Annotated in this window: 21 protein-coding genes; 13 read left to right on the top strand and 8 right to left on the bottom strand. The window is 54.8% G+C overall.

The annotated features are described in order from the left end of the window. The first annotated feature begins 329 nt into the window (after positions 1–329). The 6 genes from cyoA to EL29_RS02360 all read left to right on the top strand — a co-directional run bounded on the left by cyoA (position 330) and on the right by EL29_RS02360 (position 6,583). Positions 330–1,256 (top strand): cytochrome o ubiquinol oxidase subunit II, encoded by a 927-nt coding sequence (cyoA, locus tag EL29_RS02385; protein WP_014606444.1) that lies wholly within the window; start codon positions 330–332, stop codon positions 1,254–1,256. A gap of 4 nt (positions 1,257–1,260) precedes the next feature. Continuing rightward, complete coding sequence (gene cyoB / locus EL29_RS02380) at positions 1,261–3,243, top strand: cytochrome o ubiquinol oxidase subunit I (RefSeq protein ID WP_013024880.1); 1,983 nt, start codon at positions 1,261–1,263, stop codon at positions 3,241–3,243. Further along, complete coding sequence (locus EL29_RS02375; RefSeq protein WP_013024879.1) at positions 3,243–3,857, top strand: cytochrome o ubiquinol oxidase subunit III; 615 nt, start codon at positions 3,243–3,245, stop codon at positions 3,855–3,857. Before cyoB ends, EL29_RS02375 begins: the two co-directional genes overlap by 1 nt. Continuing rightward, positions 3,857–4,186 (top strand): cytochrome o ubiquinol oxidase subunit IV, encoded by a 330-nt coding sequence (locus EL29_RS02370; protein ID WP_013024878.1) that lies wholly within the window; start codon positions 3,857–3,859, stop codon positions 4,184–4,186. The genes EL29_RS02375 and EL29_RS02370 overlap by 1 nt, the downstream gene beginning before the upstream one ends. Positions 4,187–4,198: 12 nt before the next feature. Next, entirely contained in the window at positions 4,199–5,086 is an 888-nt protein-coding gene (cyoE, locus tag EL29_RS02365) for a heme o synthase (RefSeq protein ID WP_013024877.1), read from the top strand. 132 nt (positions 5,087–5,218) lie between these two features. Beyond that, entirely contained in the window at positions 5,219–6,583 is a 1,365-nt protein-coding gene (locus tag EL29_RS02360) for an MFS transporter (protein WP_013024876.1), read from the top strand. 133 nt (positions 6,584–6,716) lie between these two features. Here EL29_RS02360 and adhP read toward each other — a convergent pair whose 3' ends face one another. Continuing rightward, positions 6,717–7,733 carry an alcohol dehydrogenase AdhP gene (gene adhP / locus EL29_RS02355; RefSeq protein ID WP_496639463.1) on the bottom strand — a complete coding sequence of 339 codons (1,017 nt, stop codon included), beginning with the start codon at positions 7,731–7,733 and terminating at the stop codon, positions 6,717–6,719. A gap of 53 nt (positions 7,734–7,786) precedes the next feature. Further along, a complete protein-coding gene (exaC, locus tag EL29_RS02350) occupies positions 7,787–9,307 on the bottom strand; it encodes an acetaldehyde dehydrogenase ExaC (RefSeq protein WP_013024874.1) in 1,521 nt (506 codons plus the stop codon). A 272-nt stretch (positions 9,308–9,579) separates the two neighbouring features. On the opposite strand from exaC, the gene EL29_RS02345 reads away from it, so the two are divergent. Beyond that, on the top strand, positions 9,580–11,355 hold the full coding sequence (locus tag EL29_RS02345; protein WP_015700842.1) for a sigma-54-dependent Fis family transcriptional regulator: 1,776 nt from the start codon (positions 9,580–9,582) through the stop codon (positions 11,353–11,355). Between the two features lie 2 nt (positions 11,356–11,357). On the opposite strand, the gene EL29_RS02340 is transcribed toward EL29_RS02345, so the two are convergent. Beyond that, entirely contained in the window at positions 11,358–11,849 is a 492-nt protein-coding gene (locus EL29_RS02340) for a YajQ family cyclic di-GMP-binding protein (protein WP_014606447.1), read from the bottom strand. A gap of 133 nt (positions 11,850–11,982) precedes the next feature. Here EL29_RS02340 and panE point away from each other — a divergent pair, with 133 nt between their 5' ends. Together panE and yajL are read left to right on the top strand one after the other, a co-directional pair. After that, complete coding sequence (gene panE / locus EL29_RS02335; protein ID WP_013024871.1) at positions 11,983–12,903, top strand: 2-dehydropantoate 2-reductase; 921 nt, start codon at positions 11,983–11,985, stop codon at positions 12,901–12,903. Then, on the top strand, positions 12,857–13,456 hold the full coding sequence (gene yajL, locus EL29_RS02330; RefSeq protein WP_013024870.1) for a protein deglycase YajL: 600 nt from the start codon (positions 12,857–12,859) through the stop codon (positions 13,454–13,456). The genes panE and yajL overlap by 47 nt, the downstream gene beginning before the upstream one ends. Before the next feature lie 75 nt (positions 13,457–13,531). Here yajL and thiI read toward each other — a convergent pair whose 3' ends face one another. Further along, complete coding sequence (gene thiI / locus EL29_RS02325) at positions 13,532–14,980, bottom strand: tRNA uracil 4-sulfurtransferase ThiI (RefSeq protein ID WP_013024869.1); 1,449 nt, start codon at positions 14,978–14,980, stop codon at positions 13,532–13,534. 232 nt (positions 14,981–15,212) lie between these two features. On the opposite strand from thiI, the gene xseB reads away from it, so the two are divergent. The 4 genes from xseB to EL29_RS02305 all read left to right on the top strand — a co-directional run bounded on the left by xseB (position 15,213) and on the right by EL29_RS02305 (position 19,291). Beyond that, a complete protein-coding gene (xseB, locus tag EL29_RS02320; RefSeq protein ID WP_013024868.1) occupies positions 15,213–15,455 on the top strand; it encodes an exodeoxyribonuclease VII small subunit in 243 nt (80 codons plus the stop codon). Then, positions 15,455–16,354 (top strand): (2E,6E)-farnesyl diphosphate synthase, encoded by a 900-nt coding sequence (gene ispA / locus EL29_RS02315; protein WP_014593071.1) that lies wholly within the window; start codon positions 15,455–15,457, stop codon positions 16,352–16,354. Before xseB ends, ispA begins: the two co-directional genes overlap by 1 nt. 19 nt (positions 16,355–16,373) lie before the next feature. Beyond that, a complete protein-coding gene (gene dxs, locus EL29_RS02310) occupies positions 16,374–18,239 on the top strand; it encodes a 1-deoxy-D-xylulose-5-phosphate synthase (RefSeq protein ID WP_026021088.1) in 1,866 nt (621 codons plus the stop codon). A 77-nt stretch (positions 18,240–18,316) separates the two neighbouring features. Further along, on the top strand, positions 18,317–19,291 hold the full coding sequence (locus EL29_RS02305; protein ID WP_028714886.1) for an aldo/keto reductase: 975 nt from the start codon (positions 18,317–18,319) through the stop codon (positions 19,289–19,291). A gap of 151 nt (positions 19,292–19,442) precedes the next feature. Here the strand turns inward: EL29_RS02305 and pgpA are convergent, their stop codons facing one another. Genes pgpA through ribH form a run of 4 tightly spaced genes read right to left on the bottom strand, consistent with a single transcriptional unit; the run spans position 19,443 to position 21,868 of the window. Beyond that, the gene (gene pgpA / locus EL29_RS02300; protein ID WP_013024863.1) at positions 19,443–19,940 is read right to left on the bottom strand and encodes a phosphatidylglycerophosphatase A; all 498 of its coding nucleotides are present in this window, start codon (positions 19,938–19,940) and stop codon (positions 19,443–19,445) included. Then, positions 19,927–20,904, bottom strand: coding sequence for a thiamine-phosphate kinase (gene thiL / locus EL29_RS02295; RefSeq protein WP_014606449.1), 978 nt, complete (start codon positions 20,902–20,904; stop codon positions 19,927–19,929). The genes pgpA and thiL overlap by 14 nt, the downstream gene beginning before the upstream one ends. Positions 20,905–20,958: 54 nt before the next feature. After that, positions 20,959–21,378: a transcription antitermination factor NusB gene (gene nusB / locus EL29_RS02290; protein WP_013024861.1), complete on the bottom strand. Its 420-nt coding sequence runs from the start codon at positions 21,376–21,378 to the stop codon at positions 20,959–20,961. Between the two features lie 19 nt (positions 21,379–21,397). Then, the gene (gene ribH, locus EL29_RS02285) at positions 21,398–21,868 is read right to left on the bottom strand and encodes a 6,7-dimethyl-8-ribityllumazine synthase (RefSeq protein ID WP_014593064.1); all 471 of its coding nucleotides are present in this window, start codon (positions 21,866–21,868) and stop codon (positions 21,398–21,400) included. Between the last annotated feature and the right edge of the window lie 82 nt (positions 21,869–21,950).

The following is a 21,950-nucleotide window of genomic DNA, read 5'->3' as shown; positions in this document are numbered from 1 at the left end:
CCCTGATATTTAAAACCGGTGCGCAATTAATTTGGTTAAAAATAATCGAATAAATGATGCAACATTGTTAAATAATTGGGTGATTAAAGTCAGGGTTATTCCTTTACCACTTTTGTTTAACCCTGTATCCATCTCTTTTTGTTATATTGCCGCCAACTGCTTGTCCACGTTAATAATTTGTCACCGAGAACAACATCTGTGACACCCTTAGCAAAAGGTGTCAACATGGTTCTGACACATCCTTAAGCTGGTTTACACTGCATAAACCTTCCCGTAAAATGCGCGCACACTTAAACGACAATAGAGCCCTTTGTCATTGAGGTCGTTAAATGAGACTCAGTAAATACAATAAAAGTTTGGGGATTTTGTCATTAATCGCAGGCACTTTATTAATGAGTGGCTGCGATAATGCATTGTTAAATCCCAAAGGACAGATTGCGCTGGAGCAACGTTCGCTGATCCTGACCGCTTTTGGTCTGATGATGATCGTCGTGATACCTGCAGTCTTGATGGCCATCGTGTTTGCCTGGAAATATCGGGCTTCAAACACGAATGCTAAATACAGCCCTAACTGGTCACACTCTAACAAAGTGGAAGCCGTGGTCTGGACCATTCCGATCCTGATCATTGTTTTCCTTGGTGTGCTGACCTGGAAATCAACCCACGCCCTGGAGCCGAGCAAACCGCTGGTGTCAGACGTGAAACCGGTTGAAATTGATGTGATTGCCCTGGACTGGAAATGGCTGTTTATTTATCCAGAACAAGGTATTGCGACCGTTAACCAGATCGCTTTCCCGGCGAATACACCGGTTAACTTCAAAATCACCTCTAATTCCGTTATGAACTCCTTCTTTATTCCTACGCTCGGTAGCCAGATCTACGCGATGGCAGGCATGCAGACTAAACTGCATCTGATTGCCAACGAGCCAGGAACTTTCGACGGTATTTCCGCCAACTTCAGTGGTCGCGGTTTCTCTGGTATGAAGTTTAAAGCCATTGCCACCAAAGACGACGCGGAGTTCCAGCAGTGGGTTGCCAAGGTTAAAGCGGCACCTAACACGCTGACAACGATGGATGATTTCGAAAAAGTAGCGGTACCAAGCGAAAATCACCCGGTGGAATATTTCTCTTCTGCTAATCCTGAACTGTTCTTGCAGGTCATCAACAAGTTCATGCATAGCCACGGGAAGATGGACATGCCTGAGCATAAAGGCATGGACATGAGTCACACCGCTACCGCGGGAGCCGAGGAATAATACGATGTTCGGAAAATTAACACTGGATGCTATACCGTTCCATGAGCCGATTGTCATGGTCACGGTCGCCGGTATCATCATCGCAGGTCTGGCGCTTGTCGCCGCCATCACTTATTTCGGTAAGTGGAAATATCTGTGGTCAGAATGGTTCACCTCCATCGACCACAAAAAACTGGGTATCATGTATATCATCATGGCCTTCGTCATGCTGCTGCGCGGCTTTGCCGATGCGGTAATGATGCGTACCCAGCAGGTTCTGGCTTCGGCCGGGGAAGCAGGCATACTGCCGCCGCATCACTACGACCAGATCTTCACCGCGCACGGCGTGATTATGATCTTCTTCGTGGCGATGCCGTTCGTTGTGGGCCTGATGAACATCGCGGTACCTTTGCAAATCGGTGCACGTGACGTTGCCTTCCCGTTCCTGAACAACCTGAGCTTCTGGTTTACCGCGATTGGTGTAATCCTGGTTAACCTGTCTCTGGGTGTCGGTGAATTCGCACAAACAGGCTGGCTGGCCTATCCACCGCTGTCGGGGGCAGAGTACAGTCCTGGCGTGGGGGTTGATTACTGGATCTGGAGTCTTCAGCTTTCCGGTATTGGTACCACGCTGACCGGTATTAACTTCTTCGTTACCATTCTGAAGATGCGTGCACCGGGCATGGACCTGTTCAAAATGCCAGTATTTACCTGGGCATCACTGTGCACCAACGTCCTGATCATCGCTGCGTTCCCGGTTCTGACCGTTACGCTGGCACTGTTGACACTTGATCGTTACCTCGGCTTCCATTTCTTTACCAATGATATGGGCGGTAACATGATGATGTACGTCAACCTGATCTGGGTTTGGGGTCATCCAGAGGTGTACATTCTTGTTCTGCCGGTCTTTGGTGTCTTCTCTGAAGTCACTGCGACCTTCTCGAAAAAGCGTCTGTTCGGTTACACCTCGCTGGTATGGGCAACCATCGCCATCACCGTGTTGTCGTTCATCGTTTGGCTGCACCACTTCTTCACCATGGGTGCGGGCGCGAACGTCAACGCCTTCTTCGGTATCATGACGATGATTATCGCCATTCCTACCGGGGTTAAAATCTTTAACTGGCTGTTCACCATGTACCAGGGCCGCATTCAGATGCACTCTGCTATGCTGTGGACCGTAGGCTTCCTGGTCACCTTCTCTGTCGGTGGTATGACCGGTGTTCTGCTGGCGGTGCCAGGTGCGGACTTCGTCCTGCACAACAGTCTGTTCCTGATTGCTCACTTCCATAACGTGATTATCGGTGGTGTGGTGTTCGGTTGTATGGCCGGTGTGACTTACTGGTTCCCGAAAGCGTTCGGCTTTACGCTGAACGAAACCTGGGGCAAGCGCGCCTTCTGGTTCTGGATTATCGGTTTCTTCGTTGCCTTTATGCCGCTGTACGTACTGGGCTTTATGGGCATGACCCGTCGTCTGAGCCAGGACATCGACCCGCAGTTCCACTCGCTGTTAGTGGTAGCGGCAGGCGGTGCGGCACTGATTGCCTGCGGTATCCTTTGCCAGATCATTATGTTCTACGTTTCTGTGCGTGACCGCGACCAGAACCGCGATCTGACCGGTGACCCATGGGGCGCGCGTACGCTGGAGTGGGCAACCTCTTCACCACCGCCGTTCTATAACTTTGCTGTTATCCCGCATGTGCATGAGCGTGACGCTTTCTGGGAAATGAAAGAGAAAGGCGAAGCGTACAAGCAACCGGCTAAATATGAAGAAATTCATATGCCGAAAAACAGCGGTGCTGCGATTGTTATTGCCGCGTTTGCGACCATCTTCGGTTTTGCGATGATCTGGCATATCTGGTGGCTGGCTGGTCTTTCTTTCCTCGGCATGATCGTAAGCTGGATCGTGAAGAGCTTCGACGAAGACGTGGATTACTACGTTCCGGTTGCCGAAGTAGAGAAGATTGAAAAGCAGCACTTTGACGAAATCAGCAAAGCAGGTCTGAAATAATGTCAACTGAAACCGTAAAACACCACCACGACGCCCATGCGGAGCATGGGCATCACGATGCAGGAGCCAATAAAGTCTTTGGCTTCTGGATCTACCTGATGAGTGACTGCATTATCTTCGCAACCCTGTTTGCGACTTATGCAGTTATGGTTAACAGCACCGCCGGTGGTCCGGCAGGCAAAGATATCTTTGAACTGCCGTTCGTGCTGGTTGAAACCGCGCTGCTGTTATTGAGCTCTATCACCTACGGCATGGCCGTTATCGCCATGAACAAGGAAAACAAAGGCGCCGTTATCGGCTGGCTGGCGTTGACCTTCCTGTTTGGTGCTGGATTCATCGGGATGGAAATCTATGAATTCCATCATCTGATTGTTGAGGGCTTCGGTCCTGACCGCAGCGGCTTCCTGTCTGGCTTCTTCACGCTGGTCGGTACTCACGGTCTGCACGTTACCTCTGGTTTAATCTGGATGGCCGTGCTGATGTTCCAGATCGCTAAACGCGGTCTGAACGCCACCAACCGTACGCGTATCATGTGTCTGAGCCTGTTCTGGCACTTCCTGGACGTGGTCTGGATTTGCGTGTTCACCGTAGTTTATCTGATGGGAGCCATGTAATGAGTCATTCTGTTAACGAACATGGTGCATCACACGGTAGCGTGAAGTCTTACATGATCGGCTTCATCCTTTCTATCATCCTGACGGGAATCCCGTTCTGGATGGTAATGGATGGTAGCGCTTCTCATGGAACCATCCTCGGCGTTGTGCTGGTCTGTGCAGTGGTTCAGGTGCTGGTTCACCTGGTTTACTTCCTGCACCTGGACAGCAAGTCTGAAGGTGGCTGGAACATGGTGGCCATTGTCTTCTCAGCAATCATTATCCTGATTGTTGTCGTTGGCTCACTGTGGATCATGTGGAACCTCAACTACAACATGATGCCCCACTAAAGAGTCTGTGTAATGTTTAAGCAATACCTGCAAGTTACAAAGCCAGGAATTATTTTCGGGAATTTAATTTCTGTGATTGGCGGATTTTTGCTGGCCTCTAAGGGCAGCATTGATTACGCCCTGTTTCTCACCTCGCTGGTTGGCGTGTCACTGGTGGTTGCCTCAGGTTGTGTTTTCAACAACGTGATCGACCGCGACATCGATATCAAGATGGAGAGAACCAGGAATCGGGTGCTGGTTAAAGGCCTTATCTCCGCGAAAGTTAGCCTGGTTTACGCCACTGTGCTGGGTATTGCTGGCTTTGCACTGCTGTATTTTGGTGCTAATCCGCTGGCCATGTGGCTGGCGGTGATGGGCTTCGTGGTATACGTTGGCGTTTACAGCCTGTATATGAAGCGTCACTCTGTCTACGGTACGCTGATTGGCAGCCTGTCCGGTGCTGCGCCGCCGGTCATTGGCTACTGCGCCGTGACCAACGAGTTTGATGCCGGTGCCTTAATCCTGCTGGCTATCTTTAGCCTGTGGCAGATGCCGCACTCCTATGCGATTGCCATCTTCCGCTTTAAAGATTACCAGGCAGCCAACATCCCGGTGTTACCGGTGGTGAAAGGTATCTCGGTGGCGAAGAATCATATTACGCTCTATATCCTGGCGTTTATGATTGCCACGCTGATGCTGACGCTGGGTGGCTACGCAGGCTACAAATATCTGGTCGTTGCGTCTGCCGTTAGCGTGTGGTGGCTGGGAATGGCGCTGTCAGGCTACAAAACCTCAAACGATCGGGTTTGGGCGCGTAAGCTGTTCGTTTTCTCGATTGTGGCTATCACGGCCCTGAGCGTCATGATGTCGGTTGACTTTATGACGCCAGCATCGAAAGACCTGCTGACCTACGTGCGCTAATGTGTACTGCAACAGCATGAAACGGGCGCGATTTTCGCGCCCTTTCTTTTTGTTACGACTGCTTAAGAACTATTGTTTTACCCGCCCGCTCTCCCTACCTAAAATAAATGCAGCACATCAACAGAGGTTGGAATGAACGATAACAAAATGACTCCGGTGGAGCTGCGCGCCACATGGGGCCTTGGCACGGTCTTTTCCCTGCGCATGCTGGGAATGTTTATGGTCCTGCCGGTGTTGACCACCTATGGCATGGCACTTCAGGGAGCGAGTGAAACCTTAATCGGCGTGGCAATCGGCATCTACGGTCTGGCTCAGGCCATTTTCCAGATCCCCTTTGGCCTGCTGTCCGATCGCATCGGACGCAAGCCGCTGATCGTCGGCGGCCTGCTGGTCTTCGTCCTTGGCAGCGTTATTGCGGCCAGCACCGATTCAATCTGGGGCATTATTCTGGGGCGTGCGCTGCAGGGCTCCGGTGCAATTGCTGCCGCGGTCATGGCGCTGCTGTCCGATTTAACCCGTGAACAAAACCGCACTAAAGCGATGGCGTTTATCGGTATCAGCTTTGGCGTGACCTTTGCTATCGCAATGGTCTTAGGCCCGATCGTCACCCACAAGCTGGGCCTGAACGCGCTGTTCTGGATGATCGCGATGCTTGCTTCACTGGGCATAGCGATTACGTTATGGGTTGTCCCCTCCTCTTCTCATCACGTGCTAAATCGTGAATCAGGGATGGTACGCGGCAGCTTCAGTAAAGTGCTGGCCAATCCCCGATTGATCAAACTGAACCTGGGCATCTTCTTTTTACATATCTTGCTGATGTCGAGCTTTATCGCCCTGCCCGACCAGTTTGAACAGGCTGGCCTGCCGCCGTCAGAACACTGGAAGGTCTATCTGATCACCATGCTGATTGCGTTTGCCGGTGTGGTGCCCTTTATCATCTACGCCGAAGTAAAGCGAAAGATGAAACGGGTCTTTGTCGGCTGCGTAGGCATGATGGTCATCGCCGAAATCGTCTTATGGGGCGCCCAGGGGCATTTCTGGACGCTGGTTGTTGGCGTACAGCTGTTCTTCCTGGCCTTTAACCTGATGGAAGCGATTCTGCCATCGCTGGTGAGTAAGGAGTCACCCGCTGGCTATAAAGGCACCGCTATGGGACTTTATTCCACCAGTCAGTTTCTGGGCGTCGCCATTGGGGGGAGCCTGGGCGGCTGGCTGTTTGGTCATTTCGATGCACAAACCGTGTTTATGGTCGGGGCGATTGTCGCCGCAGCCTGGCTGTTTGTCAGCATGACCATGCAGGAACCGCCTTATGTAAGCAGCCTGCGTCTGGTGCTGAGCGATGCCGCGCTGGCCGTGCCCACTCTGGAAAAACGCCTGAAAGCACAGCCCGGCGTTTCATCGGTGCTGATTGTGCCGGAAGAGAAAAGCGCCTACATCAAGATAGACAGTAAGGTCACCAGCCGGCCTGAGCTGGAAGCGCTGATCGGCAGCTGCTAGTCGCGAGCGGCGCTTAACTGCGCGCGATCGTGGCGAAAGGTTAAGTCAGTTCGTGTCAGACATGTCGCCACAAACCACGTGAAAAAGGTGCCCTGCTTCAGGCACCTTTTTTCATCCGGCGATTGAGGGTGGTTTACAACGACATATCCACCACAATACGGCCTTCAATCTTGCCTGCATGCATCCGGGCAAAGATATCGTTAATATTGCTGAGCGGTTCCACCGCCACGCTGGCTTTCACTTTATGACGGCTGGCAAAATACAGCGCCTCCTGTAAATCCTTACGCGTTCCGACGATAGAACCCCGCACCGTAATGCCGTCCAGCACCATATCGAAAATAGACAGATCGAATTTGCCAGGCGGCAAGCCGTTTAGCACCATGGTGCCCCCACGACGTAATGTGCCGATCGCCTGCTCAAAGGCTTTAGGCGACACCGCCGTGACCAGCACGCCGTGCGCGCCGCCAAATTGCTCATGAAACACCCTGGCCGGATCGACGTTTCTGGCATTCGCCACCACGCTGGCGCCCAGGCGCTGGGCAAAGGCCAGCTTATCGTCATCGATATCGACAGCCGCCACGTTCAGCCCCATCGCGACGGCATACTGTATAGCCATGTGCCCTAACCCACCGATGCCGGAAATCACCACCCAGTCACCGGGTTTGGTGTCGGTCATTTTTAACCCTTTGTAGACCGTCACGCCCGCACAGAGCACCGGTGCCACCTCGTTGAATGCGAGGTTTTCGGGGATGATGCCGACATAGTTGGCGTCCGCCACGCAGTATTCGGCAAAACTGCCGTTAACCGAATAGCCGGTATTTTGCTGACTGTGGCACAGCGTTTCCCAGTTATCGAGACAGTGCTCGCAGTGACCGCAGGCGGAGTAGAGCCAGGGCACGCCGACCCGATCGCCCACCTTCAGGTGATGTACGTTATCTCCCACCGCGACCACCTGCCCGACGCCCTCATGTCCCGGGATAAAAGGCGGAACCGGCTTCACCGGCCAGTCGCCCTCTGCCGCATGCAGATCGGTGTGACACACGCCAGTTGCCGCGATTTTTACCAGAATCTGCCCCGACCCAGGCTGGGGTACGGGCACCTGCTCAATCACCAAGGGTTCGCCGAACGCTTTAACAACTGCTGCCTTCATCATCGTGTTGATTTTCATCGTCATGATTTATGCTCCAGGGATAGGTTACCGACTTAAAACAGCCCCAGCGGTGCCGTGTCATAGCTGACTAACAGGTTTTTGGTCTGCTGGTACTGGTTGAGTGCCATTTTGTGTGTTTCGCGACCCACGCCGGACTGTTTGTAACCCCCAAAGGCAGCATGGGCCGGATAGATGTGGTAACAGTTGGTCCAGACGCGCCCGGCTTTGATGGCCCGCCCCATGCGGTAGGCTAAATTGCTGTCCCGCGTCCAGACGCCCGCCCCCAATCCAAACTGGGTTTCATTGGCAATACGCAAGGCTTCAGCCTCATCTTTGAAGGTGGTGATGCCGATAACCGGGCCAAAAATTTCCTCCTGAAAGCAGCGCATGCTGTTGCTGCCTTTAATCAGCGTGGGCTGAATATAGAAACCGTTATCCAGTTCGGACGATATCAAGGCCCGCTCACCCCCGGTCAGGATCTCGCCCCCTTCGTTGCGGGCAATCTCGATATACGACAAAATTTTATCGAACTGCTGACGCGAAGCCTGGGCGCCAATCATCGTGTCGGTATCGAGCGGATCGCCGCGACGAATGGTGGCGACTTTGGCCATCACCCGCTCCATGAAAGGCGCGTAAACGGACTCATGGATTAGCGCACGGGACGGACAGGTACATACCTCGCCCTGATTAAAGAAGCCCAGCACCAGTCCTTCCACCGCCTTGTCAATAAAGTCCGGCTCGCCATTCATGATGTCGGCGAAGTAGATGTTCGGCGATTTCCCGCCCAGCTCCACGGTACAGGGAATAATATTTTCTGCGGCACAGGCCATGATATGACGTCCCACCGGCGTAGAACCGGTAAAGGCGATTTTGGCAATGCGTTTACTGGTTGCCAACGCTTCGCCCGCCTCGCGGCCGAAACCCTGTACCACGTTTAGCACGCCTGCAGGAAACAGGTCGCCGATCATCTCCATCAGCAGCGTAATGCCCAGCGGAGTTTGCTCCGCAGGCTTAAGCACCACACAGTTACCGGCAGCCAGGGCCGGCGCCAGCTTCCATGCGGCCATCAGCAACGGAAAATTCCAGGGAATAATTTGCCCCACCACGCCCAGCGGCTCATGAAAATGGTAGGCCACGGTTTTTTCATCGATCTCGCCCGTGCTGCCCTCCTGCGCGCGCAGGCATCCTGCGAAGTAACGAAAATGGTCGGCCGCCAGCGGCAGATCGGCATTGAGCGTTTCCCGAATCGGTTTGCCGTTGTCCCAGCTTTCCGCCACGGCCAGGGTTTCGAGATTGGCATCAATGCGGTCAGCCACCTGGAGCAGCAGATTAGATCGGGTTTGTACGGAGGTTTTTCCCCAGGCTTCTGCAGCCCGGTGCGCGGCATCCAGCGCTAAATCAATATCGCGCGCATCGGAACGAGGAAACCGGGCAATGTCACTGCCGTTGACGGGTGAGGTATTCATGAAGTACTCACCACTCAGCGGCTCGATAAATTTGCCATCAATGTAGTTGCCGTAGGCAGATTTAAACGTCACTAACGCACCAGGTGTGCCGGGATGGGCATAACGCATCGCAAACTCCTTCTGTAGGGTAGACAGGCAGCGGCATGTTGATTTTTAACGGATAGCGCGCTGTCACCTGACGTTTGCAGGGCCTGTGCCAACTTCCCTTACGCGCTGAAAATCCAGATAAAAATATTAAAATCAATCACCTGAATAGTAATGTCACAGGCATGCGGTGAGGACTAACCAGCTTTGATCCCGCTTTGTGTTGCAAATCGCAACACCGCTAAAACCAAAACGCTACAATCCCGCTACACTTTTCCGAGCCCACGAGGTCATTCATGCAGCACAAGGTTTCCGATGCCCTATTGCCCGCTATCGATAACAACCCCCTGCTGAGTGATTCCTGGCTACGCAGCCAGCTCTACGGACTGGATCGTTCGGCCGATGATTTTCCTCGCGTACGTCAGGCCGAGCTGACAGAGCTGGTGGCCAGTAATACTGACCTCCAGCAGTTTGCTCAGCCCGTCATGCACAAGCTGGCCCAGAAGGTGACGCAGATGCAGTCGGTGGTCATTCTGTCTGACGCGGCAGGCCGGGTGCTGCACACCTTTGGCGAGATGCAGGCGATGCAAAAAGCACAGCGTTTCGCCCTTGCCCCCGGCAACATCTGGAGCGAATGTGGCCGTGGCACCAACGCCATTGGTACGGCGCTGGCGATAGACGACGGTTGTGAAATCGAGGGTAATCAACACTTCCTGACCCGCAACCAGGGGCTTTACTGTGCCGCCATGCCGCTGCAAATGCCCAACGGGCAGATTGCGGGGGTACTGGATGTCTCCGGCCCTGCACATTTTTCCCATGCCCATACGTTTGCCTGGGTCAAACAGGCAGCACGGCACATTGAGTATCTGTGGGTTAAGCAGAGCCTGCATCCCCAACAATGGCTGATGAGCCTGCACAGCGACGCACACCGGCTAGACAGCCCGGATGAGCTGCTGCTAGTGTTTTCAGACAACGTGCTGACTGCCGCAAATCGGCTGGCCCTGCGTGAGCTTGGCCTGCACGCCGAACAGCTTGGCGTCATCACATTTCAGCAGCTGTTTCCTCACGGCGATATGCGGGCCACCGCACTGCCAACGCCGGTGATGATCGGGCCCCAGCCTTATTATTTTCGTCTGCGAGCGCCCACCCGAACCCGCTTCAGCGTAGCAGCAGGCCCTGCGCGTCCGCTGCCTTTCTCACTGCAACATGAGGGAGATAAAATGGTGCGGCTGCTGAATGCCGGCGTTTCATTGTGCATTCGCGGGGAAACCGGCAGCGGAAAAGAGTACGTCAGCCGCGCGTTACATCAGCAAAGCCGCTGGCGGGAAGGAAAGTTTGTGGCGATTAACTGCGCCGCGATTCCGGAATCCTTGATCGAATCTGAACTCTTTGGCTACCAGCCGGGGGCATTTACCGGCGCCAGCAAAAATGGCTACATCGGTAAAATCCGTGAGGCCGATGGCGGCGTCCTGTTTCTGGATGAGATCGGCGATATGCCACTGGCGCTGCAAACCCGGCTCTTACGCGTGCTACAGGAAAAAGAGGTCGCGCCGCTGGGATCCAGTCAGAGCTGGCCGGTTAACCTGGCCGTGATCAGCGCGACACATCGGGATCTGGCGCAACGCGTCGCACAGGGCGACTTCCGCGAGGATCTCCTGTACCGGCTGCAGGAATTTTCATTCACGATCCCGCCGCTGCGTGACTGGTCTTCTCTTCCGGCGTTTATCACACAACTCTGGGACGCGCTGGGCGGCGGCGCGCGTCAGATCGGCCTGTCTTCCGAAGTGCTGGCGACATTAACGCGCTATCCCTGGCCGGGCAACGTGCGCCAGCTACGCAGCCTGATGAAAGTCTTGCTGGCGCTGGCGGAAGATGGCGATAGCGTGGAGATCACGCATTTACCTGAAGAGTACCGCAGCGGCAACGCCGCGGCATCACCCGCGCGCCAGCAGCATGACGATCGTCTGATAAAAGCGACGTTGCAGCAGTTTAAGGGCAACATCAGCAAAACGGCGCAGGCGCTCGGCGTTGCGCGCAGCACGCTGTATCGCCGCGCTGCACGCGAGAAGTGAGCTTAATCGCGGAAGTTTTTAAACTGGAATGGCTGGCCCAGATTTCCCCCGCGCACCAGCGCCATCGCCCCCTGCAGATCGTCACGTGACTTACCAGTGACGCGCAGGGATTCACCCTGAATCTGGGTCTGCACTTTCAGCTTGCTGTCTTTAATCAGCTTCACCAGCTTCTTCGCCACATCGGCTTCAATGCCTTTTTTCATTTTGGCATCCAGGCTCCAGCTCTTGCCGCTGTGCTCAATTTCTTCCGGCACGTCCAGGGCCGCGCCTTCAATGCCGCGCTTAAGCATTTTTTCACGCAGAATATCGACCAGTTGCTTTACCTGAAAGTCAGATTCACTGATGACTTTAATGGTTTCATTTTTTTCATTGAGTTCGTAACTGGCGGTGACGTTACGAAAATCGAAACGGGTGGACAGTTCGCGGTTAGCGTTATCTACCGCATTGCGAACTTCCTGCATGTCGACTTCTGAAACGATATCGAAAGATGGCATCTCTTCTTCTCCTGAGGCTAAACTGGCATGCATAATACGCGTCTTAGGCCACTAAATAAAATCACGCTGTGCAGCGCTATACTTAACCCATTGTCACAGCGCATAAATAATACGCCCGCGAGCGGGAGGCAGCATGAAAATAACCGTATTAGGATGCGGCGCGCTAGGCCAGGTCTGGCTTACCGCCCTTGCCCATTCTGGACATGATGTACAGGGATGGCTGCGTGTCCCCCAGCCCTACTGTTCAGCCAACGTGATTGATCCTCTGGGTCGCGTGTCGAACCGGACCTTTATTGCCAACGATCCGCTGTTTCTGGCCCAGAGTCAGCTGCTGCTGGTCACGCTGAAAGCCCCCCAGGTTTCGACAGCCGTTAAAAATCTGGAGAGCGTGATGGCGGAAAACTGTCCCGTGCTGCTGCTGCATAACGGAATGGGGACGCTGGGGGAATTAAAGGGCCTGCGACAGCCGCTGTTGCGCGGCATTACCACCCACGCCGCCATGCGGGACGGAACGGTGATAAAACATGTCGCCAGCGGCGTCACGCATATTGGCCCCGGCAACCGCAAAAGCGAAGGCTGGAGCGCGATTGCCGACGTTCTACATGATGCACTGCCCGACGTCGCCTGGCATGACAATATCCGGGCCGCCTGCTGGCGCAAACTGGCGGTTAACTGCGTAATAAACCCGCTGAGCGTGGAGCACGATTGTCAAAACGGCGCGCTCCGCCAGTACAGCCGTGAAATACAAACCCTGTGCGATGAAATCAGTTGGGTGATGGAACGAGAAGGCCAGTCCGTTGACAGCCAGAGTCTGCAGGATCAGGTATTCGATGTGATAGAAACGACGGCGGCGAATACGTCGTCAATGCTGCAGGATATTCGCGCACAGCGGCTGACGGAGATTGAATACATCACCGGTTTCCTGCTGCGCCGGGCACGCACCCACGGCTTCGTGTTGACAGAAAACACGCGCCTGTATGACATGATTAAACGCAAGGAGTCTTTTTATGGGCGCGAACGCCTCAGTACTGGTCTGTCTGGCTCATGGCAGTGAAGAAATCGAAGCGGTCACCACGCTGGATCTGCTGGTACGTGGCGGGATAAAAACGGTTACCGCCAGCGTGGAAAGCGACGGCAGCCGTGAAATCCTCTGCTCGCGCGGGGTCCGCCTGCTGGCCGATGTCCCGCTGGTCGAGGTCGCGGATAACGCCTACGATGCCATTGTACTGCCCGGCGGATTGAAAGGCGCCGAGACGTTTCGCGACAGTCCGCTGCTGGTGGAAACCGTGCGGCAGTTTCATCTGACCGGGCGTATTGTTGCCGCCATCTGCGCCGCGCCTGGCACGGTGCTGGTGCCGCATAACCTGTTTCCCGTGGGAAACATGACGGGTTTCCCCGGTTTGAAATCCACCATACCGGATGATAAATGGATGGAGCGGCGCGTGGTGTGGGATCCGCGCGTCAATCTGTTAACCAGCCAGGGGCCGGGCACCGCGATGGATTTTGCGCTGAAGTTAATCGATCTGTTAGTCGGCAGTGATAAAGCGCGGGAGGTTGCCGCTCAACTGGTGATGGCGCCCGGCATTTACGATTACCAGGCCAGTTAAGATTCGGCGTCTGAAAAGGGGTACAGGTAGCACTGTGCCCGCTTCCCGGTCGGGTGCGCGGGCACAGCGTACGTTTTAAGGGCGGTAAACTTTGACGTTTTTAAAGCCCTGCTCATGCAGATACAGCGCCTGAAGTTTACTCATCACGCCGCGATCGCAGTACAACAGCCAGGTTTTATTCTGATCGAGGTCGCCAAACTGGGTGCTGAGTTTGTAGAAAGGCATCGACTTCACCTCTGTTCCCACCAACTCAAGCGGTTTGTCTTCCTGCTCATCCACCGAACGGATATCCAGTACGCTGTCGTTTTCGTTCAGCAAGCCGACCGTTTCAACCTCGACCACTTCGTCCTGCGTTTGCTCGGCAATTTCGCGGATATCCACGTTGGTCGCTTCGGCCACCATGCGTTCCAGAATCGAGAAGTCAAAATGGCTTTCTTCAGCGTCGATTTTGCCCTTCACCGCTTTGACGGTTGGGCTTTTAGAAATCACACCGCAATATTCCGGCATGGTACTGGCAAAATCTTCGGTGCCGATCTCACGCGCGACCTTGATGATGTGCTCTTTATCATGGGAGATCAGCGGACGCAGAATCAGCGTGTCCGATGCATTGTCGATCAAACGCAGGTTGGTCAGGGTCTGACTGGAAACCTGTCCCAGCGCTTCACCGGTCACCAGCGCCTGAACGCCATAGCGTTCAGCGACCATCGACGCGGCGCGAACCATCATGCGCTTCAGTACCACGCCCATCTGGCCATCGTCGACTTTTTCTAAAATTTCGCCCACGACCGGTTCGAAGTTTATCGCGACAAAACGGACCCGATGTGAACGACCGAAACGGTTCCAGATATAATGCGCCACCTGACGCACGCCGATTTCGTGTGCGGCACCGCCAAGATTAAAGAAGCAGTAATGCACCCGGCAGCCGCGACGCATCAGCATGTAGCTCGACACGCCAGAGTCAAAGCCGCCCGAGATTAGCGACAGCACATCTTCCTGCGTGCCAATCGGGAAACCGCCCAGCCCCTCATAGCGCGCGGTCACCAGCGTTAAGCGGTTCTCTTCCACTTCGAGATTGACCGTCACCTCTGGCTTTTTAAGCTGCACCGTGGCGCTCTCGATGTGCTGATTCAGGCCACCGCCGACGTAGCGTTCCACATCCTGCGAACTAAAGCTGTGTTTGCCCCGGCGCTTAACACGCACGCAAAACGTTTTGTTTTCAAGAGCATCGCGGTACTGCGCCAGCGTCTGCTCAAAAATATGATGAATATCGGTATATTCACGCTCTTCCACCGCGAGGACATGGTGGATACCGGGGATGCGCATGAGCTCATCAGGAATAACCGTGCGCATGGCTTCATCTTTGCAGCGCACTTCAATATGATCCCAGTAACGGACGACCGCGATCTCGTCGCTGACGGTTTTAAGCACGTTGCGAATATTGCTGGCAAGAATCTTAATAAAGCGCAGGCGCACCGACTGACTCTTGATGGTGATTTCGGGAAATAACTTGACGATAAACTTCATGGCGATACAGCTTCGTTGGGCAAATAAGTGCTAAAACAGGCTGCACTTAGCTGGTAAGATCATAAAATTGCGGGCTGCCAGGCGCATCCGCATCCGAGGCGCGGAAGTATATCACCTTTACCTGGTGACTGCTTCTGCAACAGCATGCACATTGATTATTTTGCTAATCATTCTCTCTCAGCTACCATGACCGATTGCATGATAACGTTCCAACCGTGAGTCGATCCTAACTATGCCGAAAAAAGCCGAACAGCCAGCCAGCTTTGAAACGTCATTGCAGCAGCTGGAACAGATTGTCAGTCGTCTGGAAAGTGGTGAACTGCCGTTGGAAGAGGCCCTCAATGAATTTGAGCGCGGCGTGCAGCTGGCACGCAATGGCCAACAGACGCTGCAACAGGCCGAGCAGCGCGTTCGTATTTTACTCAGCGATGATAAAGACGCCGACCTCTCCTCTTTTACGCCGGAAAACAACTAATGGATTTTCCTGAACTGCTCGACGCTTATCACAGGCAGGTGAATCGTGCGTTGACGGGCTTATTAGACGCCCTGCCTTTTCAGAGTTCTCCTCTGGTGAATGCCATGCAATATGGGGCATTATTAGGCGGCAAACGCCTGCGCCCGTTTCTGGTCTACGCCACCGGCGAGATGCTTCACGCCGACAAAGCGAGTCTGGATGCGCCCGCTGCAGCAGTTGAGTGTATTCATGCCTATTCACTGATTCATGACGATCTTCCTGCCATGGACGATGACGCTCTGCGTCGTGGGCAACCGACCTGCCATATTAAATATGGTGAAGATACCGCCATCCTTGCAGGCGATGCGCTGCAAACGCTGGCATTTTCTATCCTTGCCGACCAGCCCATGCCGGGCGTGAGCGCGGAATATCGGCTGGCCATGTTGTCAGAACTGGCAAAAGCCAGCGGCGTCGCGGGGATGTGCGGCGGTCAGGCACTGGATCTGGCGGCGGAGGGTCAGTCGGTGGGGCTTGCTCAACTTGAACAAATTCATCGTCATAAAACCGGTGCGTTGATCCGCGCGGCCGTTCGGCTTGGCGCGTTTGCCGCTGGCGAAAAAGGCCGCGAGGCGCTTCCGTATCTTGATCGCTATGCAGACGCTATCGGTCTGGCTTTTCAGGTGCAGGATGACATCCTGGATGTGACGGGTGACACAGCTGTCATCGGAAAACGCCAGGGTGCCGATCAAGATCTTGGAAAAAGCACCTATCCTTCACTGATGGGTCTGGATGATGCCCGCACTAAGGCACTGGATTTATATCAGGAAGCCGTCGATGCTTTGCACATGCTCTCTGCCAAATCCTATAACACCACAGCCTTGAAGGCGCTGGCGAGCTTCGTAATTGAACGCGATAAATAACTTCCATGATGAGTCACTGATGAGTTTTGATATTACAAAATACCCGACACTGGCGCAGGCAGAAACGGTTCAGGCGCTGCGAGCCCTGCCAAAAGAGAAATTGCCTGCGCTCTGCAACGAGCTGCGCCAGTATTTATTAGACAGCGTGAGCCGCTCAAGCGGCCATTTTGCGTCGGGCCTGGGCGTGGTCGAGCTGACTGTGGCGCTGCATTACGTCTATAACACGCCGTTCGATCACCTGGTGTGGGACGTCGGTCATCAGGCTTATCCGCACAAAATTTTAACGGGACGCCGCGATCGCATTGGCTCTATTCGCCAAAAGAACGGCGTGCATCCGTTTCCCTGGCGCGGCGAGAGTGAGTACGATGTGCTGAGCGTGGGCCACTCTTCGACCTCCATCAGTGCCGGACTGGGCATGGCTGCGGCTGCCGAACGTGAAGGCAAAGGCCGCCGCACGGCCTGCGTTATCGGTGATGGTGCCATTACTGCGGGCATGGCGTTTGAAGCCATGAACCATGCAGGCGATATCAAATCGGATATGCTCGTGATTCTGAATGACAATGAAATGTCGATTTCAGAGAACGTCGGGGCGCTAAACAACCGGCTGGCGCAGATCCTCTCGGGCAAAACCTATGCGCGTCTGCGTGAAGGCGGCAAGCGTGTTCTGACCGGCCTGCCGCCGATTAAAGAATTAGTGAAGCGTACCGAAGAGCATCTGAAAGGCATGGTTGTGCCCGGAACTCTGTTTGAAGAGCTGGGTTTTAACTATATCGGCCCGGTGGACGGCCATGATGTGCTGACGCTGGTAAATACGCTGAGTAATATGCGCAGCCTGAAAGGGCCACAGTTCCTGCATATTATGACCAAAAAGGGCAAAGGCTACGCGCCGGCAGAACAGGATCCTATTACCTGGCATGCTGTGCCGAAATTTGACGTCGCCAGCGGTGAGCTGCCAAAAAGCGCCGAAGGTTTGCCGAGCTACTCCAAAATTTTCGGCAACTGGCTGTGTGAGATGGCCGCTCACGATACGAAGCTGATGGCAATTACGCCTGCCATGCGTGAAGGTTCAGGCATGGTCGGTTTCTCTCGCAAATACCCCAACCAGTATTTTGACGTTGCCATTGCCGAACAGCACGCGGTGACCTTCGCCGCTGGCCTGGCGATTGGGGGCTACAAACCGGTGGTGGCCATCTACTCCACCTTCCTGCAGCGCGCCTACGATCAGGTCATCCACGACGTGGCAATTCAGAAACTGCCGGTGTTGTTTGCCATCGATCGCGGCGGCATCGTCGGCGCTGACGGGCAGACGCACCAGGGCGCGTTCGATCTCGCCTATCTGCGCTGCGTGCCGGACATGGTGATTATGACGCCAAGCGACGAGAATGAATGTCGCCAGATGCTATATACCGGTTATCACTATCAGGATGGCCCGGCCGCGGTACGTTATCCGCGCGGTACCGGTACCGGTGCTGCGCTGACACCGCTGCAAAGCCTGCCGCTGGGTAAAGGCGTGGTAAAACGTCAGGGCGAAAAACTGGCCATCCTCAACTTCGGTACGCTGTTGCCGGAAGCGAGCAAGGTGGCGGAAGCGCTGAACGCAACGCTTGTGGACATGCGCTTCGTGAAACCGCTGGATACGTCACTGATCGCCGAACTGGCGGCCAGTCATGAATCCCTGATTACGCTGGAAGAAGGCGCGATTAAAGGCGGCGCAGGCAGCGGCGTGAATGAGTTTGTCATGGCTAAACGCCTGGGCGTGCCCGTGCTGAATATCGGCCTGCCTGATGAGTTTATTCCGCCTGGTACTCAGGAAGAAATGCGCCACGACTACCAACTGGACATTGACGGTATTCAACAGCAGATCAGCCGCTGGCTGGCGCAGTAGGTCCCCTGCCCGCGCACCGTGGAGCGCGTCATTCCTGCTATGCTTAATCCCCTGGGTTAGACATAGCAGGAGTCTTCATGAAAACCATTCAATTAGCGAACACTGACTTAACGGTTTCCCGGCTTTGCCTGGGTTGTATGACCTTTGGGGAACCCGATCGCGGCAAGCACGCCTGGACACTCCCGGAAGAGAGCAGCCGTCCGCTCATCCAGCAGGCGCTGGAAGCAGGGATCAATTTTTTTGATACCGCGAACAGCTATTCTGACGGCAGTAGCGAGGAGATTGTGGGCCGGGCGCTCAAAGATTTTGCCCGACGTGATGAGGTGGTCGTTGCCACCAAAGTTTTCTTTCCCATGAGCAATCTCTCGCAGGGCTTATCTCGCCAGAACATTCTGCAATCTATCGACGACAGCCTGCAACGGCTGGATATGGAGTATGTCGATCTTCTGCAAATTCATCGCTGGGACTATGACACCCCGCTGGAAGAGACGCTGGAAGCCCTTGATGCAGTGGTGAAGTCTGGTAAAGCGCGCTACATCGGCGCCTCCTCAATGCATAGCCACCAGTTTGCTCAGGCCTTGGCCCTGCAGGACCAACAGGGCTGGGCACGCTTTGTCAGCATGCAGGATCAGTACAACCTGATCCAACGTGAAGAAGAGCGGGAGATGCACCCTTTGTGTCTGCGGGAAAACATTGCGGTATTACCCTGGAGCCCCCTGGCACGCGGCAAACTGACCCGCCCCTGGGGAGAAACCACCGCACGATCCGTATCGGATGACGTCATTCCCTCGCTCTATGCCACAACCGAGGAGAACGACGCGATGATAGCCGAGCGCCTGGCACAGGTTGCGGCGGACAAAGGCGTGACGCGTGCGCAGGTGGCGCTGGCATGGTTACTCAGCAAACCCGCCGTCACCGCCCCGATCATCGGTGCTTCGCGCGCCGGGCAGTTCGCCGAGCTGGCTAACGCCGTCAACGTGGAACTGACCGGGGACGAGATCGCTCATCTGGAAGAGGCCTATCAACCGCACCCGGCAACGGGTTATCAGTAAGCGGGTTGTGAAGCGTTTTGCATGCGGCGCTATGCGCTGTCCGACAGGCAAAGCGGCAGACCGTTCCCGCAGGGGAACGGCCATCATGCTGAAGGACGAAATGAGGGAGAACAGGCGGGGTTTTTCGCTGTACAGGCCCGGTGTGGCAAGCTTAAGCGGCCAAAAAGACGCCCGTCGCGTACAGCATCGCCGCCGCGATAATACCGGCGATAATATCATCTACCATGATGCCCATACCGCCATGCACGTTACGATCGAACCAGCGAATCGGCCAGGGTTTCCAGATATCCAGCACGCGGAACAGAACAAAACCACTCACCACCCATTGCCAGCTGTTGACCGGAATCGCCATCAGGGTAATCCACATCCCGATAAACTCATCCCAGACAATGCTGCCGTGGTCATGCACGCCCATGTCCTTGGCGGTGCGATGGCAAAGGTAAACGCCCACACTAATGCCCAGCAAGACCACCAGCGAGTAGAGATCATGGGGGAGCAAGGTCATGAGCCACCAAAACGGAATGGCGGCCAGCGATCCTACCGTTCCGGGCATAAACGGGCTCAGGCCGCTGCCGAAGCCGGTCGCCAGCAAATGCCAGGGATTGCGCAGGCGCAGGCGGCTTTTCGCGAGGGTTTTATCTGAGGTCAAAATGGTCGAATCCTTTATGGCGGAATTCCGTGGGTTTACCGTTTTCCAGCAGTGACAGCCCTTCTGACTCCGGTGCCATCTGGCCAATGCAGGTATAAGGCACGCCAAGATGCCCCAGCGCCACATCCAGCGCGCCACGATTGACTTCCGGCACGCTAAAGCACAGCTCGTAATCTTCTCCGCCGCTGAGCGCCCAGCGCAGCACCTGTTCGGCATCAAAGTTTTCACGCAGTGCAGAAGAGAGCGGCAGCGCATCCAGATTCAACCGTGCACCACAGCCGCTGGCTTTCAGTACATGGCCAAGATCGGAGATGAGCCCATCCGATAAATCAATGGCGGATGACGCCAGGGAACGCAGCGACTGTCCCTGTAAAATGCGCGGCATTGGGCGCAGGTGGCGCTTGATCAGGGCTTCATGTATCGCCGGATCGTCAATGCGGCAGTGATGCTGTAATAACGCCAGCCCGGCAGCGCTGTCGCCCAGCGTACCGGTCACGTAGATCCAGTCACCCGGCCTGGCGCCCGAGCGTTTCAGCGCCTTGCCGTGGGGAATCAAGCCATGAATCCCCAACGTGAGGCTGAGGGGGCCACGCGTGGTATCGCCGCCCACCAGCTGCATGTCGTAGTATTCCAGCAGGTCAAACAGGCTTTCGCTAAAGCTGCTGAGCCAGGTTTCATTCACGTCAGGCAAGGTCATGGCCAGCGTCAGCCAGGCAGGATCGGCTCCCATCGCGGCCAAATCGCTCAGGTTTACCGCCAGAGATTTATACGCTAAATCCGCAGGATGGATGGAAGACAGGAAATGGACGCCGGAAACCAGCGTATCGGTGCTGACCGCCAGCGTCTGTTTTTCGGGCACGCTAAGCAACGCGCAATCGTCGCCAATGCCGAGTTCGACATCACGGCGGCTACGCGTTCTGCGATTGAAGTAGCGTGCGATGAGTTCAAATTCACCACATGACATAATTGCGTTCCGCTTAACCATTAATGAAAAAGGCCGGCAAGCCGGCCTTATTGATTATTTGCGTTGGGGTCTGATTTGTGGACCGGCTTTATCCAGTACGCCGTTGACAAATTTATGGCTGTCTTCGGCACCAAACACTTTCGCCAGCTCAATACCTTCGTTGATGGCCACTTTATAGGGCACATCAGAACGCTTGCTCAATTCATACAGTGAAACACGCAGAATGGCTTTTTCAACCTGTCCCAGCTCTTCGAGCTGACGCGACAGATACGGCTTCATCAGGCCATCCAGGTACGCGCTGTTGGTCGCCACACCGGACAGCAGTTCGCGGAAATAGGTAATGTCGACGTCTTTGACGTCTTGTTCCGCCAGAAACTGGTATTCCACATCGGCAATGTCGTTGTTGGACAACTGCCAGGAGTAAAGCGCCTGGACAGCGCACTCACGGGCGCGACGACGAGCAGCAGGTTTCACAAAATTCCCCTTACAAAAATCAGGCTTTAATGGCTTTCAATACGTTGATCATTTCAAGCGCGGTCAGGGCCGCTTCGGCACCTTTATTACCCGCTTTCGTTCCAGCACGCTCAATGGCCTGCTCGATATTTTCAGTCGTCAGTACGCCGAATGCCACCGGAATATCACTGTCCATGGCAACGCTGGCAATACCGGAGCTGGCTTCACCTGCGACATATTCGAAGTGAGCAGTGCCACCACGAATTACGGTACCCAGCGCGATCACGGCGTCGTACTTGCCGGTTTTGGTCAGCGCACGGGCTGCCAGCGGCAGTTCATAAGCGCCTGGAACCCAGACGACGGTGATATTGTCATCGCTGACCTGGCCAATGCGCTTCAGGGCATCAACCGCGCCGTCTAACAGGCTGTCATTGATAAAGTTGTTAAAACGCGCGATAACGATGGCAATGTTTGCCTCAGGCGTTGCAACGGCAGCTTCGATAACTTTCATACATATCCTTTCAGGGGTTTGTTTGGCCCCGCGCAGGGGGGCGGATTCTAACATACTCTTTGGCGGCGTGCTCTCGCTTTTC

Source organism: Pantoea ananatis LMG 2665, assembly GCF_000710035.2.
In the GTDB taxonomy this organism is placed as follows: Bacteria; Pseudomonadota; Gammaproteobacteria; order Enterobacterales; family Enterobacteriaceae; genus Pantoea; species Pantoea ananatis.
The sequence above is the reverse complement of the archived record's forward strand: the minus strand, read 5'-3'. Positions and strand labels throughout refer to the sequence as shown.

What these genes read in the sequence shown, in the direction of transcription:
- cyoA (WP_014606444.1), top strand. Translation starts at nt 330, where the DNA reads ATGAGACTCAGTAAATACAATAAAAGTTTGGGGATTTTGTCATTAATC.
- cyoB (WP_013024880.1), top strand. Translation starts at nt 1,261, where the DNA reads ATGTTCGGAAAATTAACACTGGATGCTATACCGTTCCATGAGCCGATT.
- EL29_RS02375 (WP_013024879.1), top strand. Translation starts at nt 3,243, where the DNA reads ATGTCAACTGAAACCGTAAAACACCACCACGACGCCCATGCGGAGCAT.
- EL29_RS02370 (WP_013024878.1), top strand. Translation starts at nt 3,857, where the DNA reads ATGAGTCATTCTGTTAACGAACATGGTGCATCACACGGTAGCGTGAAG.
- cyoE (WP_013024877.1), top strand. Translation starts at nt 4,199, where the DNA reads ATGTTTAAGCAATACCTGCAAGTTACAAAGCCAGGAATTATTTTCGGG.
- EL29_RS02360 (WP_013024876.1), top strand. Translation starts at nt 5,219, where the DNA reads ATGAACGATAACAAAATGACTCCGGTGGAGCTGCGCGCCACATGGGGC.
- adhP (WP_496639463.1), bottom strand. Translation starts at nt 7,733, where the DNA reads ATGAAGGCAGCAGTTGTTAAAGCGTTCGGCGAACCCTTGGTGATTGAG.
- exaC (WP_013024874.1), bottom strand. Translation starts at nt 9,307, where the DNA reads ATGCGTTATGCCCATCCCGGCACACCTGGTGCGTTAGTGACGTTTAAA.
- EL29_RS02345 (WP_015700842.1), top strand. Translation starts at nt 9,580, where the DNA reads ATGCAGCACAAGGTTTCCGATGCCCTATTGCCCGCTATCGATAACAAC.
- EL29_RS02340 (WP_014606447.1), bottom strand. Translation starts at nt 11,849, where the DNA reads ATGCCATCTTTCGATATCGTTTCAGAAGTCGACATGCAGGAAGTTCGC.
- panE (WP_013024871.1), top strand. Translation starts at nt 11,983, where the DNA reads ATGAAAATAACCGTATTAGGATGCGGCGCGCTAGGCCAGGTCTGGCTT.
- yajL (WP_013024870.1), top strand. Translation starts at nt 12,857, where the DNA reads ATGGGCGCGAACGCCTCAGTACTGGTCTGTCTGGCTCATGGCAGTGAA.
- thiI (WP_013024869.1), bottom strand. Translation starts at nt 14,980, where the DNA reads ATGAAGTTTATCGTCAAGTTATTTCCCGAAATCACCATCAAGAGTCAG.
- xseB (WP_013024868.1), top strand. Translation starts at nt 15,213, where the DNA reads ATGCCGAAAAAAGCCGAACAGCCAGCCAGCTTTGAAACGTCATTGCAG.
- ispA (WP_014593071.1), top strand. Translation starts at nt 15,455, where the DNA reads ATGGATTTTCCTGAACTGCTCGACGCTTATCACAGGCAGGTGAATCGT.
- dxs (WP_026021088.1), top strand. Translation starts at nt 16,374, where the DNA reads ATGAGTTTTGATATTACAAAATACCCGACACTGGCGCAGGCAGAAACG.
- EL29_RS02305 (WP_028714886.1), top strand. Translation starts at nt 18,317, where the DNA reads ATGAAAACCATTCAATTAGCGAACACTGACTTAACGGTTTCCCGGCTT.
- thiL (WP_014606449.1), bottom strand. Translation starts at nt 20,904, where the DNA reads ATGTCATGTGGTGAATTTGAACTCATCGCACGCTACTTCAATCGCAGA.
- ribH (WP_014593064.1), bottom strand. Translation starts at nt 21,868, where the DNA reads ATGAAAGTTATCGAAGCTGCCGTTGCAACGCCTGAGGCAAACATTGCC.